This window comes from Streptomyces canus 299MFChir4.1, from assembly GCF_000383615.1.
GTDB classification, from domain to species: domain Bacteria; phylum Actinomycetota; class Actinomycetes; order Streptomycetales; family Streptomycetaceae; genus Streptomyces; species Streptomyces canus_C.
Map to the genome: position 1 here is coordinate 164,970 of NZ_KB911583.1, position 26,508 is coordinate 191,477.

Here is a 26,508-nt window from a genome sequence, read left to right on the forward strand (position 1 = left end):
AGCCCGCGTTCTGCTGGGCCGTGCTCCGACAACCGACCCGGCCGGGGTGCCCGCTCACCCGCGCCGGGTGAAGCGCCCGCTTCTTGCCGTGGGCACGCTGAGGACGGCAGACAGGCGGCCGGGCGAAGGCCCCGGACGGAGGAGACTGACATGAGTGCGTCCACGTACCTCGCGTACGACTATCCGCTGCTGAGCGTCTTCTGGTCCATGCTGTGGTTCTTCCTGTGGATCATGTGGTTCGTCCTGCTCTTCCGGGTCGTCGTCGACATCTTCCGGGACGACGCCATGAGCGGCTGGGCCAAGGCCGGCTGGCTGGTGTTCACGATCGTCCTGCCCTTCCTGGGCGTCTTCGTCTACGTCATCGCCCGCGGCAAGCACATGGGCCGTCGTGAGGTCGCCCAGGCGCGGTCACAGCAGCAGGCCTTCGACTCGTACATCCGTGAGACCGCCAAGGGCGGCGGCAGCAGCGCCGACGAACTCGCCAAGCTCTCGGAGATCCGGGCCAAGGGCGACATCACGGACGCGGAGTTCGCCCGGGCGAAGGAGCTGGTCCTGAGCGGCCACGGGTCGGGGACATCCGCCGACGTCACCGCCACCTCCCGGCGCTGAGCACGCCGACCGATCGAAACGAGGGGTAAGGATGACCGCCACACACACCGCACACCGGTCCACGGCCAAGCAGGGCTGGGCCTCCGGGACGATGGTCTTCGCGGCCGTCATGCTGATGCTCGCCGGAGTGCTCGACATCTTCCGGGGCATCATGGCCATCGCCGAGGACGACGTCTTCGTCACGACGCGCAACTACGTCTTCCAGTTCGACCTGACCAGCTGGGGCTGGATCCACCTCGCCCTGGGAGTGATCGGCGTGCTGGTGAGCCTCGGGCTCTTCCGCGCGGCGACCTGGGCGCGGGTGACCGGGGTGGCCATCGCCGGACTCATCATCATCGAGAACTTCCTCGACCTGCCGTACTACCCGGTGTGGTCGGTCGTGATGATCGCGTTCTCCGGATTCGTCATCTGGGCCCTGTGCGTGGTCCGGCGCGACGACTCCTTCGCTTCGTTCTGACCGTTGTGCTCGACGGTTCCGGCCGACGGACCGGGCCGGGTGCACCGCACCCGGCCCGATGCCGTACGGGAGCCGCTCGCAGCGGTCAGACCTCCTTGCGCACCAGCCCGTCATGGGCGTCGCCCAGCCTGTTCGCGAGCTGTTCGACCCCGAGGGCGTCGAGGCCCCGCTGCCCGGACACCGCGGCCCTGGCAGCCGTGCGGGCGGTGGCGAAGAGGGCCCAGGAGTCGGCCGTGTAGTCGGTCCGGTCCGGGGAGCCCACCGCGTCCAGAGCGGCCCGGACCGGGGTGGTGTCGACCGGCCCGTCCACGTCGCCCGAGATCGCGGTGAAGGCGTCGAGGACGAGCTTCCCGGACTTCAGCGTGAACGTCACCGTGTGCCTGCCGTCGGGCAGGCCGCGCAGTGAGTACGTCGCCTGGCGCTTGTCGGTGGCGGTGGTCCGCGCGTTCCGGGCGACGAGCCGGCCGTCCACCAGGACATCGAGGACGGCACTCGCGTCGTTGCCGCCGATGACGTCGATGCCCGTGCCGCGGAACGGCACGGTCACGGTCGCGCCGGCGGTGGTGCTGGTCGACGTCGACCGGTACCAGTTCATCGCGTCGCCGAGGGAGGCGTTCCGGCTCCAGGTGCCGTCGTAGGCGACCGAACTGTCCATGTTGTCGGTCAGCGTGGTGGCGTACGGGCTGTATCCGGCGACCTTCTCGACCCTCAGGTTGTCGAACGCGGTCCGGTGGAAGTCGGTGCCGAGCTTGACGCGCCCCTCGCTCACGGGCGCCGGGTCCTGGTAGCCGGCGACGGCCTGTCCGTCGACGTACGCGGTCACGGTCGCGCCCTTGGTCTCGACGGCGAGACGGTAGCCGGCGGACGCGGTGACCGTTCCGGTCCGCAGCGCCGTGCCGTACCGGTAGAAGGTCCAGTTCCCGTCCGGGCCGATCCCGACGCTGTACGCCGCGTCGGTCGCCGCCATGCCCTTCTGCTGGCGTACGCCCAGGGTGGCGAGGCCGCCCTGCGGGTCGGGGAAGGAGACGTCGACCGAGGCCCGGTAGTTCTCCCAACGGAAGTCGCCGACCGTGGTGTTGGGGGTGTTCCGGTTCCAGGCGCCGGTGTCCTTCATGGACTGGTCCAGGTACTGGTACAGCGCGTAGCCGCCGTCGGCGTCCTTGCCGACCTCCCACGCGCCGGTCTGGTCGACCAGGTAACGGGGCTGGTTGCCCCGGGACTCTAGGTACGACCGGGACACCTTGCGGGCCCCGTTGTCGGTGCCGACCTGGACCCGGCCCTCCTCCTCGTACCCGAAGTCATCGGCGTACAGGACGGAGTCGCGGGTGTTGTGCCTCTTGCCGGTCGCGTCGGTGTCGAGCACCGTACGGGCCCCGGCCCGGGGCAGGCGCTGGGTGGTCGCCTTGTCGTGGCTGCGGTCGAGCGTGGTGAACGTGACGATCGAGCGCGGCTTGACCGTGTAGGTGTAGAAGCCGTCGCCGTCGGGGCGGAGTTCGGCGGCGAGGTGCTTGAAGTTCGCGTCGTAGGCCTGGCCGGGGTCCGCCGCGCGGGTCTCCCAGACCTCCATGGTGGGATCGTCGCCCAGGTCCAGGTGCTCGGCCTTGATCCGGTACGTCTTCGTGCGGTCGCTGTCGTTGACGGCGATCGTGGAGAAGTCCTTCTTCCGCGGGTCGGCGAGTGTCAGGTAGCTGGGCGCGCCGTTCGAGCCGTCGACGTTCTCGGTGCCGCTCACCCCGCTGTGGCTCGCCTCCGGCACGGTGCGCCAGATGCCGGCCGTGTTGGTGTCGTTCTCCCAGCCGGTCCTCGCGAACTGGGTGAAGTGCTGCATCACGTACACGGCGGCGTCGTAGTGGATGCTCCCGGACCACGGGTCGCGGGCGCTGACCAGCTCCTTGTGGCTGTACTGGGCGCCCTCGTAGAAGGCCCCGATCGCCGGCTGGAAGATGTAGTGCGTCCGCTTGGAGTTGGCGTAGCTCTTCACGGAGCGGTTGGCGATGTCGAGCGCGCTCTGCACACCGCCGATCCCGGTGCTCGCGCCGCCCGGACCCTCGGTGTTGTTGACGCGGTAGTCCGTCCAGCCGAACGAGCCGACGCCCTCGCTGTACCAGACCTCCTTGTCCTGGCCAAGGGCGTTGTCACCGGTCGCCAGCTTCGAGTACGGACGGTAGGTGGCGCTGTCGGGGGTGCCGTCGAGCCGGTCCTCGGTGGTGTAGTGGTAGCCCACCGCGTTGACCGCGCCGAAGAGTTCGGTGTCCGTGAGCAGCGCCGGACCGATGTTCTTCGTGGTGTTCTCGTCCGAGGCGACGATCTTGATGGCGCGGTACGCCTTCGCGGCCGCCCGTTGCTGACGAGACGTCAGGCCGTAGCGGGAGTCGGTGAATTCGGTGTCGTTCGCCAGCGCGTTCTTGTACCACTTGACGAAGGAGAGGTCGGGTTTCGTGGTCTCGTTGGTGTCCGGATCGACGTAGTCGACCATGTACCCGTACTTCTGGTACGCGTCGAGGATCGTCTCCTTATACCACTTGTACATCTCGTCGGTGCCGGTGCCCTTGTTCCACTCGGTCTGGACCCACTGGGGCATGACCCAGCGCAGGATCGAGACCTTGAGCCGCGGATTCACCGTCTTGGCGTCGGCGGCCAGTTGGAAGCCGGGGGAGCGGGACGCGTCGGCGAGTTCGTCCGCGGTGCGCATGGTCGCGGGGTCGGAACCGGTCGACGTGTTGGTGTCCGAACCCATCTCGATCTTGACGTGGTTGATCAGCGGGTTCCGCCCGCCGAACAGGACCCTGACGAGCTGCCAGTAACGGTCGGGGTGCTCCGCCTTGTAGTCCATCAGCAGATTGCTCGTGCTGTTGCAGCTGAGCAGACCGAGGCCCTTGTAGGTCAGGCCGTTCACGTTGTCGGCGCGTACGTCACTCCCGTCGACCACGATCTGCGCGGGATCGTCCGCGGAGTGGGCGGCGGGTGCCGCGGTCACACCCGCCGCCAGTGCCATGGTGGTCGCCGCGGCGAGCGAGGCCCACCCGAATCTTCGCTGCATACCCATTCGGGGGACCGTAGGTGGCAAGCGCTTTCTACGTCAATCCCCTTGCGTCACTTGAGATTTGACGTTTCTCGATGGGTGTGACCTGCCGAAAAACGCATGGACCGCGAGGTGGCCGCCGCGGGACACTGCCGAACTCGGACCGCTACTCCCCATACACACAGGGTTAGGATGCAGACGCCTGAGCTGGAAAAAATCACACCGCGCCGAGGCGCGGTGCTCCTCGCACTTCGTTACTACGGACGGGAGTTGGCCCGGCTTCGCCGGCTGACGGCTCCCGCCATGCTGCTGTTCGCGCTGGGCGGCATCGGTCTCAACTACATCGCCCCGCTCATCGTCGCCAGGCTCGCCGGCGACATCGCCGACGGCGCCGAACTGACCGCCGGGTCGGCACTGCCGTACGTCCTGGGTTTCGCCGGTGTCCTGCTGCTCGCGGAAGCGCTGTGGCGGGTCGCCCTGCACTGTATGAACCGTCTCGACGCCCTCGGCATCGAGCACCTGTACGTGATCGGGATGGACGAACTGTTCGCCAAGGACGCCACGTTCTTCCACGACAACTTCGCCGGGTCACTGACCAAGCGCGTCCTGAGCTTCGCCACCCGTTTCGAGCCGTTCGTCGACACGCTGGCGTTCCAGGTCGTGGGCAACGTCGTGCCGCTGCTGTTCGGCTCGGTGGTGCTGTGGCACTACGAACCCCTGCTCGTCGTAGGGCTGCTGACGATGATCGTCGTGACGGCGCTGTGCGCGGCGCCCCTCATCCGGCGCCGCCAGGCCCTGGTCGCCGAGCGCGAGGCGGCGGTCGCGCGGGTGTCCGGGCACGTCGCCGACAGCCTGATGAACATGGACACCGTCCGGGCGTTCGGCGCCGAGGCCCGCGAAGCCGCCGAGCACCGCTCCCGCGTCGCGGTCTCACGCCGGCTCATGCTCAGGTCCTGGGACTACGGCAATCTGCGCATCGACACCTTCGTCGCGCCGATGTCCGTGCTGACCAACGCCCTGGGGCTGCTGCTCGCGGTCGCCCTCGGCGGAGGCGAGCACGGCGTCGAGGCGGTCGTGGTCGCCTTCACCTACTACTCCAACGCGACCCGGATCATGTTCGAGTTCAACCAGATCTACCGTCGCCTGGAGAGCTCGATGACGGAGGCCGCTCAGTTCACCGAACTGCTGCTGACCCCGCCGACCGTGCTCGACCCGCCGTCGCCCGAGCCGCTGCTGCCCGGAGCCGCCGAAGTCCGCTTCGAGCGGGTGAACTTCGCCCACGCGGGCGCCGAGCGGCTCTTCGAGGGGCTCGACCTGGTCGTGCCCGGCGGGACGAAGGTGGGGCTCGTCGGCCGGTCCGGCGGCGGCAAGACCACCCTCACCCGGCTGCTGCTGCGGATGCAGGACATCGACGGCGGCCGGATCCTGATCGGAGGACAGGACATCAGCCGGCTGCGCCAGACCGACCTGCGCAGTCTGATGGCCTACGTCCCGCAGGACCCGGCGATGTTCCACCGCACGCTGCGGGACAACATCGCCTTCGCCCGGCCGGACGCCACCGAGGCCGAGATCCGCCGCGCGGCCGAGGCGGCCCACGTCACGGAGTTCGCCGACGCGCTGCCGGAGGGCTTCGACACCCTCGTGGGCGAGCGCGGCGTCAAGCTGTCCGGCGGACAGCGCCAGCGCGTGGCCCTCGCCCGGGCGATCCTGCGCGACGCGCCGATCCTGCTGCTCGACGAGGCGACCAGTGCGCTGGACTCGGAGAGCGAGATCCTGGTCCAGGAGGCGCTGTGGCGGCTCATGGAGGGACGGACGGCGCTCGTGGTGGCGCACCGGCTGAGCACGGTCGCGGGCATGGACCAGCTCGTCGTCCTCGACCGCGGGCGGATCGTGGAGCAGGGCAGCCATCAGGAACTGCTCGCGCTGGACGGGCCGTACGCCAAGCTGTGGCACCACCAGTCGGGGGGATTCCTCGAAGACGACCCGGTGGAGGCCGAGTTGCACTGAACGGGGGCGTCCTGCGCGGGGTGCCGCCCGGACCGGCGGTCACCCCGTGGGACGCCGTCCTGTCACGGAGACTCCCGTTGGCGCAGGAGGCCCGCCTCATGGCCGAAACACCTACGGTGAAGCTGTCTCACCTACCCCCATCTCCAAATCGTAAGCACATATTCCACACATGCCCCCTTGCAGACGGGTCTCGATGGTCTAGATTGACCTTGCTGCCCATGGTGGGACACGGGGCGACAAATAGTGATCTATGGGTCTGGTGCTGCGGATATCGAGCAGAAACGTCTCGGCGCCAGGCTCGGGGGTGATGGGTTCTTGGAACCCGAGGGGGGCTTCGGGTGCAGGGGGCATCCGAGGTTTCAGCGGGTTCCTGAACGGCTCGAAAGTCTGGCGAAGCGTCTAAGTCTGCTGCTTCCTAGGTCAGTTCTTTACACAATGTTGACCTAGGCATGTCATATGCGAGGGGTAGTGCCTCCCGCAAAAGGAACAGCGCGCGGCGCAGGGCGGGGGGTCCTGCGAGGAACGTGGCGGGAGGCGGGGGCCTCCCGGGGGGAGGAACGATGTCCGGCAACCACGTCGTACCACTGGGGACCGGGGGGGTTCTGTGCGGGAGGGGGGAATAGTCGGGCCCCTTCCGTCGACGCACGAGCGTCTGACGGACGGGGCGATCGGCCAGTCGGTGAACGACTGGGAGCAGCGGTACCGCCGTACCGTGATCACCAGCGACACCGTGACCACCGCCTTCGTGGTGGCGGCGATCGGCGAGTTCTTCGGGGCCCGGGACGCGGCCAACTGGCATGAGAAGTGGGGAATACTGGCATTCGGCACCGAGCTGCTGGTGCTGGGAGCGTTCGCGGTGAGCCGCGCCTGGGCTCCGGCCGTGCTCGGCCAGGGTGCCGAGGAATTCCGCCGGCTGGGGCGCTCGCTGTTCGCGGCGACCGTCGTGCTGGCGCTCGGCGGGATCGCCCTCACCTCGCGCAACATCAAACTCTGGATCTTCGTCGCGATCCCCGCGATCGCGCTCGTCACCATGAGCGCGCGGTATCTGCTCCGCCTAGGGCTGCACAAACAGCGCAAGGAAGGGCAGTGTCTGAGACCGGTGCTCGCCGCCGGGAGCCCGGCCACCGTGCGCGACCTGATCAGCCGCACCCGCAAGTTCCCGCATCTCGGATGGCGGGTGGACGGGGTGTGCACGACGGAAGGCCGCGGGCTAGACGGAGACGAACTGGACGGAGTGCCGGTCCTCGGCCAGCTGACGGATGTCGCCAAGTACGTGGAGCACGACGGCTATCGGGTCGTCGCGATCACACCGGACCCGTACTGGACACCGAACCGGCTGCAGCGGCTGGCCTGGAACCTCGAGGGCAGCGATGCCGAGATGGTCGTGGCCCCGGTACTGATGGAGGTGGCCGGACCGCGGCTGCACGTCGACGCCGTGCTCGGGATCCCGCTGCTGCGGGTCAGCATGCCGACGTTCACCGGGGGCCGCCGGGCGATCAAGGCGGTCGCCGACCGGTTGGGCTCGGCGATCCTGCTGATCCTGTTCGCGCCGCTGATGCTCTTCGTCGCACTGCTCGTGGTGACGGACAGCCGGGGCGGGGCGTTCTACCGCCAGCGCAGGGTCGGCAAGGACGGCCGGGAGTTCACCATCCTCAAGTTCCGCACCATGGTCGTAGGGGCCGACCTGGCACGTGCCGAGCTGGCCGACCGCAACGAGGGCGCGGGGCTGCTGTTCAAGATGCGCCGGGATCCGCGGGTGACCCGGGTCGGCACCGTGCTGCGCCGGTACTCGCTCGACGAACTCCCGCAGCTGTTCAACGTACTCACCGGATCGATGTCGCTCGTCGGTCCGCGCCCTCCGCTGCCGGAGGAGTCCGCCGCGTACGGCCCGGACATCCGGCGGCGGCTGCTGGTCAAGCCCGGCCTCACCGGCCTGTGGCAGATCAGCGGACGCAGTGACCTGCCGTGGGAGGAGGCCGTCCGCCTCGACCTGCGGTACGTGGAGGACTGGTCGCTGGCCCTGGACGCGGTGATCTTGTGGAAGACGCTGCGCGCGGTGCTCTACGGCCAGGGGGCCTACTGATGTGCGGGGGGCGCCGTCCGGACGGCGGGCAGACAGCAGGCCACAAGGGCCTGCCTGGGGGGAGGAACGGGTCATGAGAATCAGCGTGTTCGGGCTCGGCTACGTGGGCTGCGTGTCGGCCGCGTGCCTGGCCGGCATGGGGCACGAGGTCATCGGCGTGGACGTCAACCAGGTGAAGGTCGACCTGGTCAACGACGGCAAGGCCCCGGTGGTCGAGGAGCGGATCGGCGAACTCACCGCGGAGGTCGTGCGGAAGGGAGCGCTGCGCGCCACCACCGACGTCCGTGAGGCGATCATGGACAGCGAGGTGTCGCTGATCTGCGTGGGCACCCCCTCGGAGCCCAACGGCAGTCTGTGCACCACCTACTTGGAGCGGGTCACCGAGGAGATCGGCGCCGCCCTGGCCGAGCGGGGCGGGCGGCACACCGTGGTGTTCCGCAGCACCATGCTCCCGGGCACCTGCCTGAACCTCCTGGTACCGATCCTGGAGAAGAACATCGGCGGCACCGCCGGCGTGGACGTCGGGGTCGCGGTCAACCCGGAGTTCCTGCGCGAGGGCACCAGCGTGCGGGACTTCTTCGACCCGCCCAAGACGGTCATCGGCGAGCTCGACCCGGCCAGCGGCGACGTGGTGGCGGCGCTGTACGAGGGCCTGCCCGGCGAGGTGTTCCGGGTGCCGGTACCGACGGCCGAGGCGATCAAGTACGCGGACAACGCGTTCCACGGCCTCAAGATCGGCTTCGCGAACGAGCTGGGCGCGGTGTGCCAGGCGCTCGGGGTGGACTCGCACCAGGTGATGGACGTGTTCCTGGCCGACCGCAAGCTGAACATCAGCCCCGCCTACCTGCGGCCCGGCTTCGCCTTCGGCGGCTCCTGCCTGCCCAAGGACCTGCGCAGCCTGGTCCACGCGGCGCAGCGGGCCGACGTCTCGGTGCCCATCCTCTCCCACGTGCTGGCCTCCAACTCCGACCATCTGCAGCGTGCGGTGGACCTGGTGGAGCGCACCGGCAAGCGCCGGGTGGGCCTGTTCGGGCTGTCCTTCAAGCCCGGCACCGACGACCTCCGGGAGAGTCCGCTCGTCGAGCTGGCGGAGCGCCTCCACGGCAAGGGGTACGACCTGCGGATCCACGACGCCAACGTGAGCCTGTCCCGGCTGATCGGCGCGAACCGCGAGTACATCGAGACCCGGCTGCCGCACCTCGCGCAGCTGCTCGCGGACTCCGTCGAGGAGGTGCTCGACCATGCCGAGGTGTGCTTGGTCGGGACCAAAGACCCGGCCGTCCTCGCGGCCCTGCCTCATGGCGGCGGCCCGGTGATCGTCGACCTCATCCGCCTTCCCGACGCCGAGACGCGCCGGACCGAACCGGGATACATGGGCCTTGCTTGGTAACGAAGTCAGCGGCGACGGCTCGGGCCGGCGCGCGCTGATCCTGGTGGAGAACCTGTCGGTGCCGTTCGACCGACGGGTGTGGCAGGAGTGCGCGACGCTGCGCGACGCGGGCTGGGAAGTGCACGTCATCTGTCCTCAGGGGGAGAAGCGGGACACGGAGCCGGAGGTGGTGATCGACGGCGTGCGCATCCACCGCTACCCGTTGCGCGCCGCCACCGGAGGACCGGCCGGCTACCTCAAGGAGTACGGATCGGCGCTCTGGCACACGGCCCGGCTGGCCCGCAAGGTCGGCCCGGTCCACGTGGTGCACGCCTGCAACCCGCCCGACCTGCTGTTCCTGTCGGCCCGTTGGCTGCGGCGGCGCGGCGCACGGTTCGTCTTCGACCAGCACGACCTGGTGCCCGAGCTGTACCTCTCCCGGTTCGACCGCGGCAAAGACCTGCTCTACCGCGCCGTGTGCGCCGTGGAACGGCGGACCTACCGGGCCGCGGACGTGGTGCTCGCCACGAACGAGAGCTACCGGGACGTCGCGGTGAGCCGTGGCGGCAAGCGGCCGGAGGACGTCTTCGTGGTGCGCAGCGCGCCCCAGATCGAGCGGTTCCAACCGGTGCCGCCCGAGCCGGAGTTGAAGCGCGGCAAGCCCCACCTGCTGTGCTACCTGGGCGTCATGGGTCCGCAGGACGGCGTCGACTACGCCCTGCGCGCCCTCGCCAAGCTGCGCGACGAGCTCGGGCGGACCGACTGGCACGCGGTGTTCGTCGGCTCCGGCGACGCCTTCGACGCGATGGTGGAGCTGTCCCGGCAGCTCGGGCTCACCGAGCAGGTGCAGTTCACCGGGCGCATCCCGGACGCCGACCTGCTGCGCTACCTGTCCACCGCGGACGTGTGCCTGTCTCCCGACCCGCGCAATCCGCTCAACGACGTGTCGACCATGAACAAGGTCCTTGAGTACATGGCGATGGGCCGGCCGATCGTCTCCTTCGACCTGAAGGAGGCGCGCGTCTCAGCCGGTGACGCCGCCGTCTACGCGCCGGCCAACGACGAGGCCCAGTTCGCCGAGCTCATCACGGAACTGCTGGACGATCCGGACAAGCGGGCCCGGATGGGCAAGATCGGCCAGGAGCGAATCGGCGGGCAGCTTTCCTGGCGCAACTCGCAGGCGTCGCTGCTCGCCGCCTATGCCGCCGCGTGCCGGGACCGCGATGCGGTGTCGGCGAGCGGTCCGGTGCGCACAAGGAAGAAGAGGCAGCGCAGTTGAACGAAGACACCATCCGCCTCGTCACGATCGGGCGGATACTCCGTCGGCGGTGGCGGCTTCTGGCCGTCCTCGCCGTGGTGGGCGCCCTGTTCGGTTACGGCACCTCGGTGCTGGTGTTCCCGCCCCGATACAGCGCGTCGGCGCCGGTACTGCTGCCAGGGGTGTGGGAGGAGCGAGAGCTGCTCACCCAGGTCGACATCGCCACCAGTCTGACCGTGGTCGACCGTACGGCCGACGCTCTGCACTGGTCCGACGTCAGCCGCTCCGAGCTGCGGGACCACGTGAGCGCCAAGGCCGGTGACGGGAACATCATCACGATCTCCGGTACGGCCGACACCCCGGAGCGCGCGCAGCAGCTCGCCGACGGGGTGGCCCAGCAGTTCGTGCAGTTCGCCGCGGAGGTCGCGGGCAGCGGCACCGACGCCTCAGTGGTCACGCGGACCGAGGCGCTGCGCAAGCAGGTGGCGGAGACCAACCGGCGCATCTCCGACCTGGCCAAGGCCGCCGATCCGGGCCAGACCGTGGAGAGCGTCCAGTCCCGCACGGCGCTCGAGAACCTGCGCACCTCGCTGGAGGCGGCCATGAAGAAGCTGCAAGAGGCCGACCCGTCGACCAACAAGTCAGGCATGGTCGTCATGGGGCAGGCCGCCAGGCCCACTGGTGAGGCGCCGCCGACGAGGACGCAGCTCATCGTGGGCGGGGCGCTGGTGTTCTTCCTGCTCGCGCTCGTCGGCCATCTCGTCGCCGCGCGGATGAACCGCAGGCTGCGCACCGAACCCGAGATCGCCGCGGCACTGGGCTCGACGCCGCTGGGCGCCGTGGACGTGCCCGGTGAATGGCCCGCGCACGGGACGGAAGGCGGCGGCCGGCGAGCCCGGATCCGCCGGCTCCTCGGCGCCGACACCCGATGGGACGTACCGGCCCTGCAGAAGTCCGGCGACGAGGCCGGCAGACGGCTCCGTTACCGGCGGGTGTGCGCCCGCCTCCAGGAGCAACTGCCGGCTCCCCGACGGCTGCTGCTCGTCGTACCGGACGGCGACGAGATCGCCCGCCGGGCCGCTGGGCAGCTCCTGGCCGAGGCCAAGAACGATCCCGTGCTGCGTGTGGTGGAGGTGTCGGTGGACCGGCCGATCGTGCCGGACCGAGGAACGGAGAACGGTGCCGTGGTGGTCCTCAGCGCGAACACCTGGACCACGGAGGAGCTCGCCGGCATCGCCGAGGCGTGCGCGGACGGCCGGCACGAGGTCGTGGGCGTCGTCGTCGCGGGCCCGGTCCAGGCCGGCCCCGCGCGTTCCGCCGCCGACCCGCCGGACGACGCCACTCTCACGTTCGCGGTTCCCGGCCGCGCGACGGGAGGTCGGGCGTGACGACCAACACGACTTCACCGGAGTCGGCCGCCACCCCGCTCCTGGACCTTCAGGCGCTGGTGGTGGCGGTGCGCAGGCGCCGCCGCCTGTGGTGCGCCATGGCGGTCCTGGGCTTCCTGGCCGGCGCGGCAGTGGCGGTCCTGATGCCGCCGCCGCCGAGCGCGACGACCAAGGTGCTGGTCGCCCACGCGGAGGACCAGCCGAACGACACCGGAACGCTGATCCGCACCGACGTCGCGCTGCTGCAGACCACGCGTATCGCCGACGCGGCCCTGAAGTCCCTCAAGTCCCCGGAAAAACCTGAGGACTTCATGAAGGACTACCGGGGCACCGGCCTGACCAACAACCTGCTGCAGATCGAGGTGACCGGCGACGACGACGCGCAGGCGGTGGCCAGGGCCAAGGCGCTGGCCGACGCGTTCGTCGCGGACCACGTGCAGCGGATGAAGGCAACCGCTCAGGCCGAGTCCAAGGCCCTGCTCGACCAGCGTGACCGCACGCGCGACGAGCTCGCCACGGTCAACCAGGAGATCAACGACCGCGCCACGGCAGGCGAGACGACGGGGGCGGCGAGCATCGAGTCGCTCTACGCCCGCCGGGCCGAACTCAACTCGCGGATCTCCGACTTCGATCAGCGCGCCGCCGAGGCCCGCACCGGCACGCCCGCGGTAGTCGCCGGCACGCAGATCGTGGACGACCCGAGCGCGGTACGGCACTCCCTGCCCAAGGCCGCTGCCACCGACTCCGTGATCGGGCTCGTCCTCGGGCTCTTCCTCGGGCTCGCGCTGGCCGCGGTCGGTGTGGTGGTCGCGGACCGCCCCGTGCTGCGCCGGGACATCGCGGCGAACCTGGGGGCCTCGGTCATCTCGGAGCTGCCCCGCCGGTCGGGCAGGCCGTGGCAGCGCCGACGGACCCGGCTGGCACGCGAACGGCTCACCGCGTCCCTGGCCCGCACGGCGCGCGGCTCCGCGGAACAGCTGTCGATGCTGGAACTGGGCTGTGCGCGCAGCACGAGCGCGATCGCCCTGGACGTCGCCAGGGCACTGGCGGCCGACGGGCCCGTGGCCGTCGTCGACGGTCTGCCGGGCTCGGAGCTCTCCGGCCGCCGCCCGAGGCCCGGGGATCCCAGCGTGGTCAGCGGTCAGCAGGCCACGACCCTGCCGGACCAAGGGCGCCTGCTCGGCGTCGGCTCGGTGGCACCCGGCACCGCGTGGACCGACCTTCGGTACCTCGGTACCCAGACTGTTCTCGTCGTACGTGCCGGCCACGGCAGCGCCGCATGGCTGCACACCGTGGCGCGGCAACTCGCGGACCAGCGCATCGCGGTGGTCGGTGTGGTGCTGATCGACCCCGATCCGCGGGACCGGACCGACGGCACGCTCTGGGACGGGCTGCACGTCGCGCTGCGGGGGCACAGCGAGCGGACGGCCCGGCAGAACGGGACAGGCCAGGTGAAGACGGAACGACAGCCGATGTGGGCCGCACGAGTCCCGGACAGCGACCAGGAGGTGCGGTAGGACATGTGTGGCATCGCAGGGACTTACCGATGGCCGGACGGCAAGATCGTGACCGACCGGCTCACCGACACCCTCGCCCACCGCGGCCCGGACGGGTCGGGCCGGTACAGCCACCCCGTCGGTGACGGCGAGGTGCACCTCGGGCACCGCCGGCTGTCCATCATCGACCTGTCCGAGACCGGCGCCCAGCCGATGGCCAAGGACGGCCTCGTCCTGACGTACAACGGCGAGCTGTACAACGCGCCCGAGCTGCGTGCCGAGCTGGCGGCCGCCGGGGTGGGCTTCCGCGGTACCTCCGACACCGAGGTCCTCCTTGAGGCCTGGCGGCGCTGGGGCACGGACTGTCTGCCCCGGCTGCGCGGGATGTTCGCGTTCGGCGTCTTCGACGAGCGCACCGGCGAACTGGTCCTGGTCCGCGACCAGTTGGGCATCAAGCCGCTGTTCCTGCTCCAGCGCGGCGGGGGCCTGGTGTTCGCCTCCGAGCTCAAGGCGCTCGCCGGCGCGACCGGCGGCAAGCTGGAGGTGGACCACGCGGCACTGGTGGCCTCGCTGCTCTACTACTGGGTACCGGACTCGCGGTGCGCGTTCCGCGAGGCGGAGAAGCTGCCGCCGGGCAGCTGGCTGCGGTGCAGCCCCGACGGCCGGGTGGAGCGCGGCCGGTTCTGGAACCTGAAGGATGTCGCCGCCGAGGGCCAGGAGCGGGCCCGGAGCGGCGAACTGCCAGACCTGGCGGCCATCATCGAGGAGTCGACCCGGCAGCACCTGCTCTCCGACGTACCCGTGGCGACCTTCCTGTCCGGCGGGCTCGACTCCAGCTACCTGACCGCGCTCGCGGCCCGCGACCATCCCGGGATCTCCGCCTACACGATCGGATTCCGCGCGGAGGACGCCAAGTTCGAGGCGATGCCCGACGACCTGCGCTACGCCCGGCAGGTGGCCGAGCGGTTCGGCGTCGACCTCCACGAGATCGAGATCGCCCCGAACGTGCTCGACCTGCTGCCGCAGATGACGTACCACCTGGACGAGCCCATCGGCGACCCCGCCGCGATCAACACCTACCTGATCTGCCAGGCCGCCCGGGAGGCCGGCGTCAAGGTGATGCTCTCGGGGATGGGCGCCGACGAGCTGTTCGCCGGGTACCGCAAACACCTGGCCAACCTGCTCGCACTGCGCTACCAGCGCGTCCCGCGACCCCTGCGGCGCGGGCTGTCCGCGGCCGTGGACCGGCTGCCGGTCGCCACGTCCCGCCGGGGGCTCAGGTCGGTTCGCTTCGCGAAGCGGTTCCTCTCCTTCGCCGATCTGCCGGAGGAGACCGCGTTCCGGCGCAGTTACACCATGTACGACCAGGACGACCTGCTCGCCCTGATCGATCCGGACCTGGCGGGGACGGTCGATGACGTGGTGACCGAGCATGCCGACATCTACGAGGACAACGAGCTCGACGACTTCGTCAACCGCATGTGCCTGGCGGACGCCCGGATGTTCCTGCCGGGCCTCAACCTCGCCTACACGGACCGGTCCAGCATGGCCGCGTCTACCGAGGTGCGGGTGCCGTACGTGGACGTCGAGGTGGTCAAGGCGGCGTTCGCGGTGCCCGGCGACCGCAAGATCGCCGGGCGGCAGGGCAAGGCCGTCCTCAAGGAGGCGGCCACCTCGATCCTGCCCCGGGAGATCGTCTACCGGCCCAAGGGCCTGTTCAGCGCCCCGCTGCGGGCATGGATGAGCCGGGATCTGGCACCGCTGGTGCGCGAGGTGGTCAACGACGGCGAGCTCGTGCGTTCCGGGTTCCTGCGCAGGGACGCGCTGGCGCGGATGGTCGCCGAGGACGCCGCCGGGCAGCAGGACTTCTCCAAGCATCTGTGGCATGTGCTGACCCTCGAGTACTGGTACCGCGACGCGACCTCCGGGTCCGGCCAGAGCACTCGGCAAACGGCTTAGGAATCAGGGGACTTCGGTGAAACAGGTCGTACAGAACTACAAGAGCGGCGAGCTGGCGGTGCTCGACGTGCCGGTGCCGGGGTGCAAGCCGGGCGGTGTGCTGGTCCGCAGTGCCTTCTCGCTGATCTCCACGGGGACCGAGCTCATGAAGGTGTCCGAGGCCGGCATGTCGATGCTGGGCAAGGCCCGCTCCCGCCCCGACCAGGTGGCCAAGGTCATGCAGAGCGTGGCCACCAACGGGGTGCCCGCCACGTACCGCAAGGTGATGGGCAAGCTGGACTCCTACACACCGCTGGGCTACTCGTTGTGCGGGGTGGTCGAGGAGGTCGGCGCCGGGATCGACGACGTGAAGGTCGGCGACCTGGTGGCCTGCGCCGGCAACGAGCACGCGTTGCACGCCGAGCTCAACTGGGTGCCGAAGAACCTCTACGTCCCGGTGCCGGACGGCCTCGCGCCGCAGCACGCGGCCTTCGGCACCGTCGGGTCGATCGCCATGCAGGGCGTCCGCCAGGGCGAGCCGCAGCTCGGCGAAGTGGCCCTGGTCATCGGCCTCGGGCTGATCGGCCAGCTGGTGGTGCAGCTCCTGGCCGCCGCGGGAGTCCGCGTCGTCGGCGCCGACCCCGACCCGGCGCGCTGCGAGCTGGCCGAGCGCCTGGGCGCCGCGGCCTGCGGCGACCCCGCCTCCGCCGCCGTGGAGAACGCCGTCGCCGAACTCACCGACGGACACGGCGTGGACCAGGTGTACCTGGCCGCCGGCGGCGGCAGCAACCAGCCCGTCGAGCTGGCCGCCAAGCTGGCCCGGGACCGCGGACGGGTCGTCGACATCGGCAAGTGCCGCCTGGACCTGCCGTGGAACGCGTACTACGAGAAGGAACTCGACGTCCGGTTCTCCCGCTCGTACGGCCCCGGCCGGTACGACCCGGAGTACGAGCTTCAGGGCCGTGACTACCCGATCGGCTACGTCCGCTGGACCGAGCGCCGCAACCTGGCCTGCTTCCTCGACCTCGCCGCCCGCGGCAAGGTCGACGTGGAACCCCTGATCTCCCACGTCGCCGACTTCGACGACGCCGTCGAGACCTACCGGCGTCTGAAGGACGGCGAGCTGAAGGCCGTCACCGCGCTGTTCCGGTACCCCGAACAGGCGGGGGAAGCGGAGGAGGCGAAGGCTCCCGCGGTCGCCGTGCCCACGGCGGAGGTGAAGGCGGCTCCGGCCCGCGCCGCCAAAACGCCGGTGAAGCTGGCGTTCATCGGCGCCGGCAACTACGCGACGTCGATGCTGCTGCCGCACCTCGCCCGGCGCGAGGGCGTCGAGCTGTCGACCGTCGTCACCACGACGTCGCTGTCCGGCGCCAACGCGCAGCGCAAGTTCGGCTTCGCCGAGGCGACCACCGACCTCGACGCCGTGCTCGGCGACAAGTCCATCGACGCGGTGTTCGTGGTCACCCGGCACAGCTCGCACGCCGAACTGACGCGCCAGGCACTGCTGGCCGGCAAGACCGTGTTCGTGGAGAAGCCCCTGGCCCTCACCGAGGACGAGCTGTCCGGCGTGCTCGCGGCGGTGCAGGAGTCCGGCAACGACCGGCTCCAGGTGGGCTTCAACCGCCGCTTCGCGCCGCTGCTTCAGGAGGCCAGGAACCACTTCGGCGCCCGGAGCGGTCCGGCGCACCTGCGCTACCTGGTCAACGCGGGACGCCTCGACCACGGCAGCTGGTACCTCCAGCAGGGCTCCGAGGGCTCGCGGTTCGTGGGCGAGGGCGGACACTTCATCGACACGGCGAGCTGGCTGCTCGACGCCGACCCGGTCTCGGTGTACGCGACCGCTTCGTCCGGCAACGAGGACCTCCAGGTCGTGCTGCGCTACCCGGACGGTTCCACCGCCACCATCGGTTACGTCACCACCGGCCCGTCCGGCTTCCCCAAGGAGACGCTGGACCTGGTCGCGGACGGCCGCGCGCTGCGGCTCGACGACTTCGTACGGGCCTCGGTGTACGGCCGTAAGAAGTGGGTCAGTTCGCGGCTGCCCAAGGCCCGGGACAAGGGCCAGAACGCCGAACTGGCCGCGTTCATCAAGGCGGTGCGCACCGGCGGGCCGATGCCGGTGCCGCTGGAGTCGCTGGTCGCCACCACGGCGGCCACCCTCGCCGTGCAGGCCGGCCTGGCCGGTGGCGTGCCGGTGACGTTGGCGAGGCCCTGATGACGATGAGCGTGGGCTGGTACCTCCGGCGGCTGTCCCGGATGGGGCCGCAGGAGGTCGCGGGCCGGGTGGGCGACACCCTGCGCAGACGGCGCTGGCGGGCGACGCCGCCCGACTGCCCGAACGTGACCGGCGCCCGGTTCACCGCGGTGCTGCCCGCCGGCACGATCGCCGCCGTACCCCCGGACGCCGCGAAGCGTCTCGTCGCCGAGGCGGACCTGCTCATGGACGGGCACGCCGAGTTCTTCGGCGTGGTCCGCGACGACCTGGCCGCCCCGGACTGGTGGTTCGACCCCAAGACCGGGCGCCGGGCTCCCTCCGGCTACGCCTTCGACGTGCCGTACCGCAGCGAGGACGCGGTCGGGGACATCAAGCAGATCTGGGAGCCGTCCCGGCACCAGTACCTCACCCAGCTCGCGGCCGCCTACGCGATCACCGGGAACGAGCGGTACGCCGAGCGCGTGGCCGAGCACCTGCGGTCGTGGTGGGAGGCCAACCCCCCGCTGCGCGGCGTCCATTGGCTCAGCGGCATCGAGCTGGGCATCCGGCTGCTGTCCTGGGTGTGGGTCCGCCGACTGCTCGACGGCTGGCCGGGCGCGGCCGACCTGTTCGAGGAAAACCCGGTGGCGCGGAACCAGATCTGGCACCACCAGCGCTGGCTCGCCGCCTTCCCCAGCCGGGGCTCCTCGGCGAACAACCACGTCATCGCCGAGACCGCCGGTCAGTTCGCCGCTTCCTGCGCGTTCGACTGGTTCCCCGCCTCGACGAGCTGGCGAGCCGGCGCACTGCGCTCGCTGGACCGGCAACTGCGCGGCAACACCTACGGCTCCGGCCTCAACCGCGAGCTGGCCACCGAGTACCACGGTCTGGTCCTGGAGCTCTGCCTGGCCGCGCTGGCCGAGGCGGAGGCCGCCGCGGTGCCGGTCCCCGCGACCGTCCGCCTGGTGCTGCTGCGCATGACCGACGCGCTCGCGGCCGTCGTGGACAACCGGCTGCGGCCGCCGCGTCAGGGGGACGCGGACGACGGGCACGGTTTGATCGTGGACGGCGCGGGCACCGACCGCTGGGCCTCGCTGCTGGCCACCGGGGACGCCGTGTTCGGCCGGCTCGACTGGTGGCCCGAGGTGACCGCCACCGATGTGCGCACCCCGCTGCTGGCCGCGCTCATCAAGCCGTACGCGAAAAACGGAACCGGACCGGCCGTGTCCCGCCCGGCGCACAGGCCGGCCCACTTCGCCGACGCGGGCATGACGATCCTGCGCGGTCCGGAGGAGATCTGGTGCCGGTGCGACGGTGGTCCGCACGGCTTCCTGTCCATCGCCGCGCACGCCCACGCGGACGCGCTGTCCGTGGAGGTCCGGCACGACGGGGTCGACGTGCTCGCCGACCCGGGGACGTACTGCTACCACGGGCAGCCCGAGTGGCGGCAGTACTTCCGGTCGACCCTCGGCCACAACACCCTCCAGCTGGACGGCGGTGACCAGTCCGTCTCCGGCGGCCCGTTCCTGTGGACCCGGCATGCGCAGAGCCGGGTCCTGACGGCGGAAACGGCCCGCTGGAGCGCCGAACACGACGGCTACCAGGGGAATGTGCACCGACGGCAGGTGGAACTGGCTGCCGAGACGCGGGAGTTGAGGATCGTGGACGAGGTGCGCGGTCCGCGCCGGGAGGCACGCCTGGCGTTCCACCTCGGCCCGGCGATCACCGCCGACCTGGTCGGGAACCGGGCACAGCTCACCTGGACCCGCGACGGCGAGGACCGCTCCGCCGTACTCGACCTGCCCGCGCACCTGTCCTGGCAGGCGCACCGCGGCGAGAGCGAGCCGCCGCTGGGCTGGTACTCCGCCGGATTCGGACGCAAGGAACCCGCCACCACCCTGATCGGCACCGGCTCCACCGACGGCGCGGAGGGTTTCACCACCGTGCTCAGGTTCCGCGGCTAGGGGGGCGCGTGGGGATCAAGAGGCGGCCCTGGGCGTTGGCGGCGGTACCGCTGACGCTGGCCCTGCTGGCGGCGACCGGCTGTGACAGCGGCACGCCGGAAGCCGACGCGAAACCGACCGCCGCGCCGACCACGTCCGGGGCCCGGTCCGATTCCCTGGCCCGGGTGTGCGCCAACCCCGCGGCCGGGCCGGCCAAGGCACCGGCGGGTGCGGTCACGGTCGACCCCGCGAAGGTCGGTGACCTGGCGGCCAAGACCAAGAGCAACCCCCCGAACACCACGTTCTGGCTCCGACCGGGCAAGCACAGGCTCGACCCGGACCGCTACGCCCAGGTCGTTCCCAAGAAGGGGGACCGCTACCTCGGCGCACCGGGCGCGGTGCTCGACGGCGGGAAGAAGAACCAGTACGCGTTCAGCGGCAGCGCTCCCGACGTCACCCTGCGCTACCTGACCGTGCAGCGCTTCGCGGCGCCGTCGGACGAGGGCGTGGTCAACCACGACTCGGCCGACGGGTGGGTCATCGAGGACGCGACGATCCAGGACAACTCCGGTGCCGGGCTGATGGCCGGTGCCCACCAGCAGGTCCGCGCCAGCTGCCTGCGGAACAACGGCCAGTACGGCATGAACGCGTACAAGGGCAACGGCCGTATCACCGGCCTGGTGGTCGAGGGCAACGAGATCGTGGGCAACAACACCGGCGACTGGGAGCGGCGCAAGCCGGGCTGCGGCTGCACCGGCGGCATCAAGTTCTGGGCCGTCGACGGCGCCGACGTACGCGGGAACTGGGTGCACGACAACCGGGGAACCGGGTTGTGGGCGGACACCAACAACAACGACTTCCTTATCGAGAACAACGTGATCGAGGCCAACGACGGTGCCGCGCTGATCTACGAGATCAGCTACAACGCGATCATCCGGAACAACACGATTCGGCGGAACAACTGGGTCGAGGGCCGCAAGGCGGCCGACAAGGGTGACAGTTTCCCGTTCGCGACCCTCTACCTGTCCGAGTCGGGCGGGGAACCTCGGATCAAGGCCCGCACCGACAAGATCGAGATCTATCGGAACCTGCTGGAGAACAACTGGTCCGGAATCACCCTCTGGGAGAACGCCGACCGGTTCTGCAACAGCCCGGCCAACACCTCGTCCGGTGACTGCACGTTGCTGGTGAAGAAGGCCGGCAGCTGCGCGAAGCCGGCGATCGCCAAGGCGCCGCTCTACGCGGACTGCCGGTGGAAGGCCCAGCGGGTGGACATCCACGACAACCGCTTCGTGCTGGACAAGTCCGTCCTCAAGTGCACGACGAAATGCGACCGGATGGCGGTGCTGTCCAATTACGGCACCTATCCGGACTGGTCGCCGTACAAGGGCGAGAAGGTGGCCGACGCGATCACGCAGAAGCAGCACAACCGCTGGCACGACAACGTCTACGTCGGACCATGGCAGTTCGTCGTCCACGACCCGAGCAGCTTGCTCGCGTTCGAGCGCTGGCAGGGCATGCCGAACCAGCAGGACGCGGGCAGCACCCTCGTCGCCCGGGCCGGTGGTTGAGATGGAGGCAGAGCGCACGCCGAAGATCGTCGGGGTGGTCTGGGGGCTGCTGGTCCTCAACACGCTCGGCTCCGCCGGGGCGAAGACCATCGTCCCGTTGCCCCGCTCCCTCATCCAGATGGTCACCATGGGCGCGCTGGTTCTCGCGTTCACGCTGGCACTCGCGGTCAATGCCCGGCTGCGCATCCGAGCCGGCGCGTACGTGTTCCTGCTGACCCTGCTGCTGGTGACGAGCGTGATCTCCAGTGCTCACCTGGAGTCCGGGTTCGGCGCGCTGTTCCGCTGCTTCAGACTGGCGCTCTTCGTCGGCACGCTGTGGCTGCTCAGCCGCTGGTGGGACGGCAGCCTGACGTTCGTACGGCACCACATCCGGATGTACTACGCGGTGCTCGGATCGGTGGCCCTCGGCCTGGTCGTCTCACCGGGCGCGGCCCTGCCCGAGCTCTACGGCGGGCGGCTGGTCGGCGCGCTGTGGCCGCTCACCCCGCCGCAGATCGGCCAGTACGCCGCGGTGATCATCGGGCTCACCGTGCTGCTCCTCCTGGGTGGCCGGACCGACAGGACCAGCGCGGCGGTGGTCATCGTGCCGTCCCTCGTCCTGCTCGCCCTGACCCATACCCGGACGGCTACGCTCGGCCTGCTCCTCGGGCTGGTGCTGGCGATCGGCTCGCTCCTGCTCACCAGCGCCGCGGCCCGCCGCTTCTTCACCTGGGCGGTGGTGTGCGCCACGGTGGCCGCGGTGGGATTCGCCGGCGCACTGCAGGCGTGGTTCCTGCGCGGCCAGAGCAAGGACAACTTCTCCAGCCTCACCGGTCGCGCCAAGGTCTGGGACGCCCTGCTGGCCGCGCCCCGGTCGACCGGGGAGAAGTGGTTCGGCGTGGGTCTGGGCGACAAGTCGTTCGGCGGTCTGCCGATCGACAACAGCTGGCTGGCCGTCTACAACGAGCAGGGCCTGATCGGCGTCACCCTCGTCGCGGCGATCATCATCGTGCTGGGCGGCGTCGCGCTGCTGCGGCCACCGTCGCTGCAGCGGGCCTGCGCGATCTTCCTGATCAGCTACTGCGCGATCGCGTCGTACACCGAGGCCGGTCTCGGCGACGCCTCGCCGTATCTGCTGCATCTGGCCCTGGCCGTCTCGCTGTTGGCGGCACCTGCCGCGGCCGGCCCCCTCGCGACGCCCGTCGTCCCCCGACAACGCGTCCCGCGCTGGGCCAAGAGATCGGAGGTGAGGTGAGCATGCACATCCTCGTGGTGCACAACCGTTACGGCTCGGCGCAGCCGAGCGGCGAGAACAAGGTCGTCGACCAGGAGGTGGAGCTGCTGCGCGAGGGCGGCCACCGGGTCGAGACGTTCGAGCGGCGCAGCGACGACATCGGCGCCATGTCCCTCCTCGCCAAGGTCGCGGTGCCCCTGCGGGTGCCGTGGAACCCGGCGGTCCGCACCGAACTCGCCACCCGGCTCCGCACCGAGCGGCCGGACATCGTCCACGTGCACAACGTCTTCCCGCTCCTGTCGCCCGCGGTGCTCGCCGCCTGCGCCGACGCCGGCGTGCCCGCCGTGGCGACGCTGCACAACTACACCCAGGTCTGCCCGCCCGGCACCCTGCAGCGGGACGGCCGGCCGTGCACCGACTGCGTCGGGTCGACGCCACTGCCCGCCGTCCGGCACGGCTGCTACCGCGACTCCCGCCTCGCGACCGTGCCGCTCGCGGTCAGCCTGTCGGCCAACCGGCGGCGGTGGTGGTCCGGCGTGGAGCGCTTCTTCTGCATCTCCGCGGCGCAGCGTGACGTCCTCGTGGGTGCCGGGATGCCGGCCGAACGGCTGGCGGTGAAGCACAACTTCGTGCCCGACCCGGACGCGCGCCGAACGGACGCCGGCGAGCATGTGCTCTATCTCGGCCGGCTCGCGGAGGCCAAGGGCGTACGGCTGCTCATGGCCGCGTGGGACGAGATCGCGGCGAGCGGCGGTGTGGGAGTACCGCTCGTGATCGCCGGCACGGGACCACTGGAGGCAGCGGTCACCGCCTGGGCGGCGGGCCGGGACGACGTGCGGTACGTCGGCCTGTACGACACGGCGGAGTGCCAGAAGGCCATCGCGCGGTCGGTCGCCGTGGTGGCTCCCTCGACGTGGCTGGAGGCGTTCGGCCTGGTGGTCGTGGAGGCGATGGCGGCCGGGGTACCGGTCGTCGCGGCCGGGCACGGCGCCTTCGTCGAACTCGTCGAGGACGGGGTGACCGGGCTGCTGCACGAGCCGGGCGAGTCCGCCTCGCTCTCGTCCTGCATACGCCGGATCGCGGGCGAGCCGGCCGGCAACCGGGAGATGGGCGAGGCGGCCCGGCGCCGTTACGAAAAGGGTTTCAGCCCGACGGTCGGCCTTGACCGTCTGGTTGACGAGTACCGCTCCGTGATCGCGGGGCGGTCAGCACGGACTCGCGGCGGGGACACCCGCGCGAGCAGGGGGGATGGGGACAACAGATGACACGATGCCGACTGTGCGGCTCGGAGGCGATGGCGAGCGTCGTCGACCTCGGGGCGACGCCACCGTGCGAGAGCTTTCTCGCCGCGGACCAACTCGACCAGCCGGAGCCCGCGTACCCGCTGCACCTGCGGGTCTGCACCGACTGCTGGCTCGCGCAGATCCCACCGCTGATCACGCCGGAGGAGACGTTCAAGGAGTACGCGTACTTCTCCTCGTTCTCGACCTCCTGGGTGGAGCACGCGCGCACGTTCGTCGCCGACGCCGTGGCGCGCGTGGGTCTCGGCGCCGAGGGCTCCGACGCCTTCGTGGTCGAGGTCGCGAGCAACGACGGGTACCTGCTGAAGCACGTGGTGGACCGGGGGATCCGCTGCCTCGGCATCGAGCCCTCGGTGAACGTCGGCGCCGCGGCGCGCGACGCGGGCGTGCCCACGCTCACGGAGTTCCTGAGCCCGGACACCGGCTCGGCCGTCCGCGCCGAGCACGGCCCGGCGAACCTGGTCGTGGCCAACAACGTGTACGCGCACATCCCGGACGTGGTCGGCTTCACCCAGGGCCTGCGCGCCCTCGTCGCCGACGACGGCTGGGTCTCCATCGAGGTGCAGCACCTGCTGACCCTGATCGAGGAGAACCAGTACGACACGATCTACCACGAGCACTTCCAGTACTACACGGTCGCCTCCGCGATCCGGGCCCTCGCGAGCGGCGGACTGACGCTCGTGGACGTCGAGTTGCTGCCCACGCACGGCGGCTCCATCCGGCTGTGGGCCCGGCCGGCCGAGGTGGCCGGCGAGCCGTCGCAGCAGGTGGCCGACGTGCTGGCCCGGGAGAAGGCCGCCGGGTTGCAGGAGCTGTCCGGGTACGCCGAGTTCTCCGCCCGGGTGGCCAAGGTGCGCCGGGACCTCCTGAAGTTCCTCATCGAGGCGGCCGAGCGCGGCGAGACGGTCGTCGGCTACGGCGCCCCGGGCAAGGGCAACACCCTGCTCAACCACTGCGGCATCCGGCCCGACCTGCTCGCGTACACGGTCGACCGCAACCCCTACAAGCACGGCAGGTTCACGCCGGGCACCCGTATCCCGATCCTGGCGCCCGAACAGATAGCCGCCGACAAGCCGGACTACGTGCTCGTCCTCCCATGGAACCTGCGGGCCGAGCTGGTCGAGCAGCTGTCCTTCGTGCACGACTGGGGCGGCCGGCTGGTCTTTCCCATCCCGGAAATGAGCATCGTCGAGGTCGCGTCGCGAAAGGTCACAGCATGAAGGTCGTTCTGTTCTGCGGCGGTTACGGCATGCGGATGCGCAACGGAACCTCCGACGACGTGCCCAAGCCGATGGCGATGGTCGGCCCCAGACCGCTGATCTGGCACGTCATGCGCTACTACGCGCACTTCGGGCACACGGAGTTCATCCTGTGCCTCGGGTACGGGGCCCACCACATCAAGGACTTCTTCCTCAACTACGAGGAGACGACGTCCAACGACTTCGTGCTGCGCAAGGGACAGACCGAGCTGCTGTCCACCGACATAGCCGACTGGACGATCACGTTCGCGCAGACCGGCATCGAGTCACCGATCGGGGAGCGGCTGCGCCGGGTCCGGCACCACCTGGACGGCGACGAGATGTTCCTCGCCAACTACGCCGACGTGCTCACCGACGCCCCGCTGCCCGAGATGATCGAGAAGTTCGCGCAGCGCGACGCCGGTGCGTCGATGATGGTGGTGCCGCCCCAATCCTCCTTCCACTGCGTGGAGTTGGGCGAGGACGGCCTGGTGGGGGGTATCACCGCGGTGAGCGACATGCCGCTGTGGGAGAACGGCGGCTACTTCGTGCTCCGCCAGGAGGTCTTCGACCACATACCGGAGAACGGTGACCTGGTGGCCGACGGCTGCGGCCAGCTCGCGAAGCAGGGCCGCCTGGTGGCCCACCAGCACCGCGGCTTCTGGAAGCCGACCGACACCGTGAAGGAGCGCGCCGCGCTCGACGAGGCATACGCCCGGGGCGAGCGCCCGTGGGCCGTGTGGGAACGCGACAACGCCGGGGTGGGAGCGTGATCCGGCTCGCGGCCGGGCGCCCGGACCGGATCGTCGCGGTGGGCGCGCACTGCGACGACATCGCCATCGGCGCAGGCGGCACGCTGCTGACGCTGTGCCGTGCGCGGCCGGGCATCCGCGTCGACGCACTGGTGCTCTCCGGCGGTGGCGGCGAGCGGGAGCAGGAGGAGGAGGCCGCGCTCGCCGCCTTCTGCCCCGGCGCCGACCTGCGGCTGACCGTGCACAAGCTTCCGGACGGCCGACTGCCCGTGCACTGGGACGAGGCCAAGGCCGCGGTCGAGGAACTGCGCGCGCAGACCGACCCGGACCTGATCCTCGCCCCGCGCACCGACGACGCCCACCAGGACCACCGCGGCCTGGCGCAGCTGATACCCACCGCCTTCCGCGACCACCTCGTGCTCGGCTACGAGATCGTCAAGTGGGACGGCGACCTCGGCCGCATGGCGGCGTACCAGCCTCTGTCGACGGAGATCGCCGAACAGAAGGTGCGGCTGCTGCAGGAGCACTACGCCTCGCAGCGGCACCGGCCCTGGTACGACCGGGAGGCCTTCCTCGGCCTCGCGCGAATCCGCGGCATCGAATGCCACGAGCGATACGCCGAAGCGTTCGCCGTCACCAAACTCACGCTCAACCTGGGGGGTTGAACCC

At 70.4% G+C, this 26,508-nt stretch carries 18 protein-coding genes; 17 read left to right on the forward strand and 1 reads right to left on the reverse strand.

Features of this window, described 5'->3' with window-relative positions; all coding sequences use genetic code 11:
* Nucleotides 1-150: 150 nt before the first annotated feature.
* Both H293_RS0104650 and H293_RS0104655 read left to right on the forward strand, forming a co-directional pair.
* On the forward strand, nucleotides 151-609 hold the full coding sequence (locus H293_RS0104650; protein ID WP_020116712.1) for an SHOCT domain-containing protein: 459 nt from the start codon (nucleotides 151-153) through the stop codon (nucleotides 607-609).
* A gap of 31 nt (nucleotides 610-640) precedes the next feature.
* On the forward strand, nucleotides 641-1,066 hold the full coding sequence (locus tag H293_RS0104655; protein WP_020116713.1) for a DUF7144 family membrane protein: 426 nt from the start codon (nucleotides 641-643) through the stop codon (nucleotides 1,064-1,066).
* An 85-nt stretch (nucleotides 1,067-1,151) separates the two neighbouring features.
* On the opposite strand, the gene H293_RS0104660 is transcribed toward H293_RS0104655, so the two are convergent.
* Nucleotides 1,152-4,112 (reverse strand): GH59 galactosidase, encoded by a 2,961-nt coding sequence (locus H293_RS0104660; RefSeq protein WP_259294432.1) that lies wholly within the window; start codon nucleotides 4,110-4,112, stop codon nucleotides 1,152-1,154.
* A 168-nt stretch (nucleotides 4,113-4,280) separates the two neighbouring features.
* Here H293_RS0104660 and H293_RS0104665 point away from each other — a divergent pair, with 168 nt between their 5' ends.
* The 15 genes from H293_RS0104665 (at nucleotide 4,281) to H293_RS0104735 (ending at nucleotide 26,504) form a co-directional block, all read left to right on the forward strand.
* Complete coding sequence (locus H293_RS0104665; RefSeq protein ID WP_078612519.1) at nucleotides 4,281-6,095, forward strand: ABC transporter ATP-binding protein; 1,815 nt, start codon at nucleotides 4,281-4,283, stop codon at nucleotides 6,093-6,095.
* A 604-nt stretch (nucleotides 6,096-6,699) separates the two neighbouring features.
* Complete coding sequence (locus H293_RS0104670) at nucleotides 6,700-8,178, forward strand: sugar transferase (protein WP_106968254.1); 1,479 nt, start codon at nucleotides 6,700-6,702, stop codon at nucleotides 8,176-8,178.
* A gap of 73 nt (nucleotides 8,179-8,251) precedes the next feature.
* Nucleotides 8,252-9,568 (forward strand): nucleotide sugar dehydrogenase, encoded by a 1,317-nt coding sequence (locus H293_RS0104675; protein WP_020116717.1) that lies wholly within the window; start codon nucleotides 8,252-8,254, stop codon nucleotides 9,566-9,568.
* Nucleotides 9,558-10,826 (forward strand): glycosyltransferase family 4 protein, encoded by a 1,269-nt coding sequence (locus tag H293_RS0104680; RefSeq protein WP_020116718.1) that lies wholly within the window; start codon nucleotides 9,558-9,560, stop codon nucleotides 10,824-10,826. Before H293_RS0104675 ends, H293_RS0104680 begins: the two co-directional genes overlap by 11 nt.
* Nucleotides 10,823-12,193 carry a Wzz/FepE/Etk N-terminal domain-containing protein gene (locus H293_RS0104685; RefSeq protein ID WP_020116719.1) on the forward strand — a complete coding sequence of 457 codons (1,371 nt, stop codon included), beginning with the start codon at nucleotides 10,823-10,825 and terminating at the stop codon, nucleotides 12,191-12,193. The genes H293_RS0104680 and H293_RS0104685 overlap by 4 nt, the downstream gene beginning before the upstream one ends.
* Nucleotides 12,190-13,710: a Wzz/FepE/Etk N-terminal domain-containing protein gene (locus H293_RS0104690; RefSeq protein ID WP_020116720.1), complete on the forward strand. Its 1,521-nt coding sequence runs from the start codon at nucleotides 12,190-12,192 to the stop codon at nucleotides 13,708-13,710. Before H293_RS0104685 ends, H293_RS0104690 begins: the two co-directional genes overlap by 4 nt.
* 3 nt (nucleotides 13,711-13,713) lie before the next feature.
* Nucleotides 13,714-15,648: an asparagine synthase (glutamine-hydrolyzing) gene (gene asnB, locus H293_RS0104695; RefSeq protein ID WP_020116721.1), complete on the forward strand. Its 1,935-nt coding sequence runs from the start codon at nucleotides 13,714-13,716 to the stop codon at nucleotides 15,646-15,648.
* A 16-nt stretch (nucleotides 15,649-15,664) separates the two neighbouring features.
* Nucleotides 15,665-17,842: a bi-domain-containing oxidoreductase gene (locus tag H293_RS0104700; RefSeq protein ID WP_020116722.1), complete on the forward strand. Its 2,178-nt coding sequence runs from the start codon at nucleotides 15,665-15,667 to the stop codon at nucleotides 17,840-17,842.
* Nucleotides 17,842-19,785, forward strand: a complete 1,944-nt coding sequence (locus tag H293_RS0104705; protein WP_020116723.1) for an alginate lyase family protein — start codon at nucleotides 17,842-17,844, stop codon at nucleotides 19,783-19,785. The genes H293_RS0104700 and H293_RS0104705 overlap by 1 nt, the downstream gene beginning before the upstream one ends.
* A gap of 8 nt (nucleotides 19,786-19,793) precedes the next feature.
* On the forward strand, nucleotides 19,794-21,335 hold the full coding sequence (locus tag H293_RS0104710; RefSeq protein WP_028807556.1) for a right-handed parallel beta-helix repeat-containing protein: 1,542 nt from the start codon (nucleotides 19,794-19,796) through the stop codon (nucleotides 21,333-21,335).
* A gap of 1 nt (nucleotide 21,336) precedes the next feature.
* Entirely contained in the window at nucleotides 21,337-22,569 is a 1,233-nt protein-coding gene (locus H293_RS0104715) for a membrane protein (RefSeq protein ID WP_020116725.1), read from the forward strand.
* Nucleotides 22,570-22,571: 2 nt separating this feature from the next.
* The gene (locus tag H293_RS0104720; RefSeq protein ID WP_028807557.1) at nucleotides 22,572-23,813 is read left to right on the forward strand and encodes a glycosyltransferase; all 1,242 of its coding nucleotides are present in this window, start codon (nucleotides 22,572-22,574) and stop codon (nucleotides 23,811-23,813) included.
* Nucleotides 23,810-25,069, forward strand: a complete 1,260-nt coding sequence (locus H293_RS0104725) for a class I SAM-dependent methyltransferase (protein ID WP_028807558.1) — start codon at nucleotides 23,810-23,812, stop codon at nucleotides 25,067-25,069. Before H293_RS0104720 ends, H293_RS0104725 begins: the two co-directional genes overlap by 4 nt.
* Entirely contained in the window at nucleotides 25,066-25,860 is a 795-nt protein-coding gene (locus tag H293_RS0104730) for a sugar phosphate nucleotidyltransferase (RefSeq protein ID WP_020116728.1), read from the forward strand. The genes H293_RS0104725 and H293_RS0104730 overlap by 4 nt, the downstream gene beginning before the upstream one ends.
* Nucleotides 25,857-26,504: a PIG-L deacetylase family protein gene (locus tag H293_RS0104735; protein ID WP_020116729.1), complete on the forward strand. Its 648-nt coding sequence runs from the start codon at nucleotides 25,857-25,859 to the stop codon at nucleotides 26,502-26,504. Before H293_RS0104730 ends, H293_RS0104735 begins: the two co-directional genes overlap by 4 nt.
* Nucleotides 26,505-26,508: the final 4 nt, after the last annotated feature.

Excerpts from the sequence above, each read along its gene's own strand:
- H293_RS0104715 (WP_020116725.1), top strand. The coding sequence starts at position 21,337 with ATGGAGGCAGAGCGCACGCCGAAGATCGTCGGGGTGGTCTGGGGGCTG.
- H293_RS0104705 (WP_020116723.1), top strand. The coding sequence starts at position 17,842 with ATGACGATGAGCGTGGGCTGGTACCTCCGGCGGCTGTCCCGGATGGGG.
- H293_RS0104725 (WP_028807558.1), top strand. The coding sequence starts at position 23,810 with ATGACACGATGCCGACTGTGCGGCTCGGAGGCGATGGCGAGCGTCGTC.
- H293_RS0104660 (WP_259294432.1), bottom strand. The coding sequence starts at position 4,112 with ATGGGTATGCAGCGAAGATTCGGGTGGGCCTCGCTCGCCGCGGCGACC.
- H293_RS0104650 (WP_020116712.1), top strand. The coding sequence starts at position 151 with ATGAGTGCGTCCACGTACCTCGCGTACGACTATCCGCTGCTGAGCGTC.
- H293_RS0104720 (WP_028807557.1), top strand. The coding sequence starts at position 22,572 with ATGCACATCCTCGTGGTGCACAACCGTTACGGCTCGGCGCAGCCGAGC.
- H293_RS0104675 (WP_020116717.1), top strand. The coding sequence starts at position 8,252 with ATGAGAATCAGCGTGTTCGGGCTCGGCTACGTGGGCTGCGTGTCGGCC.
- asnB (WP_020116721.1), top strand. The coding sequence starts at position 13,714 with ATGTGTGGCATCGCAGGGACTTACCGATGGCCGGACGGCAAGATCGTG.
- H293_RS0104730 (WP_020116728.1), top strand. The coding sequence starts at position 25,066 with ATGAAGGTCGTTCTGTTCTGCGGCGGTTACGGCATGCGGATGCGCAAC.
- H293_RS0104665 (WP_078612519.1), top strand. The coding sequence starts at position 4,281 with ATGCAGACGCCTGAGCTGGAAAAAATCACACCGCGCCGAGGCGCGGTG.
- H293_RS0104655 (WP_020116713.1), top strand. The coding sequence starts at position 641 with ATGACCGCCACACACACCGCACACCGGTCCACGGCCAAGCAGGGCTGG.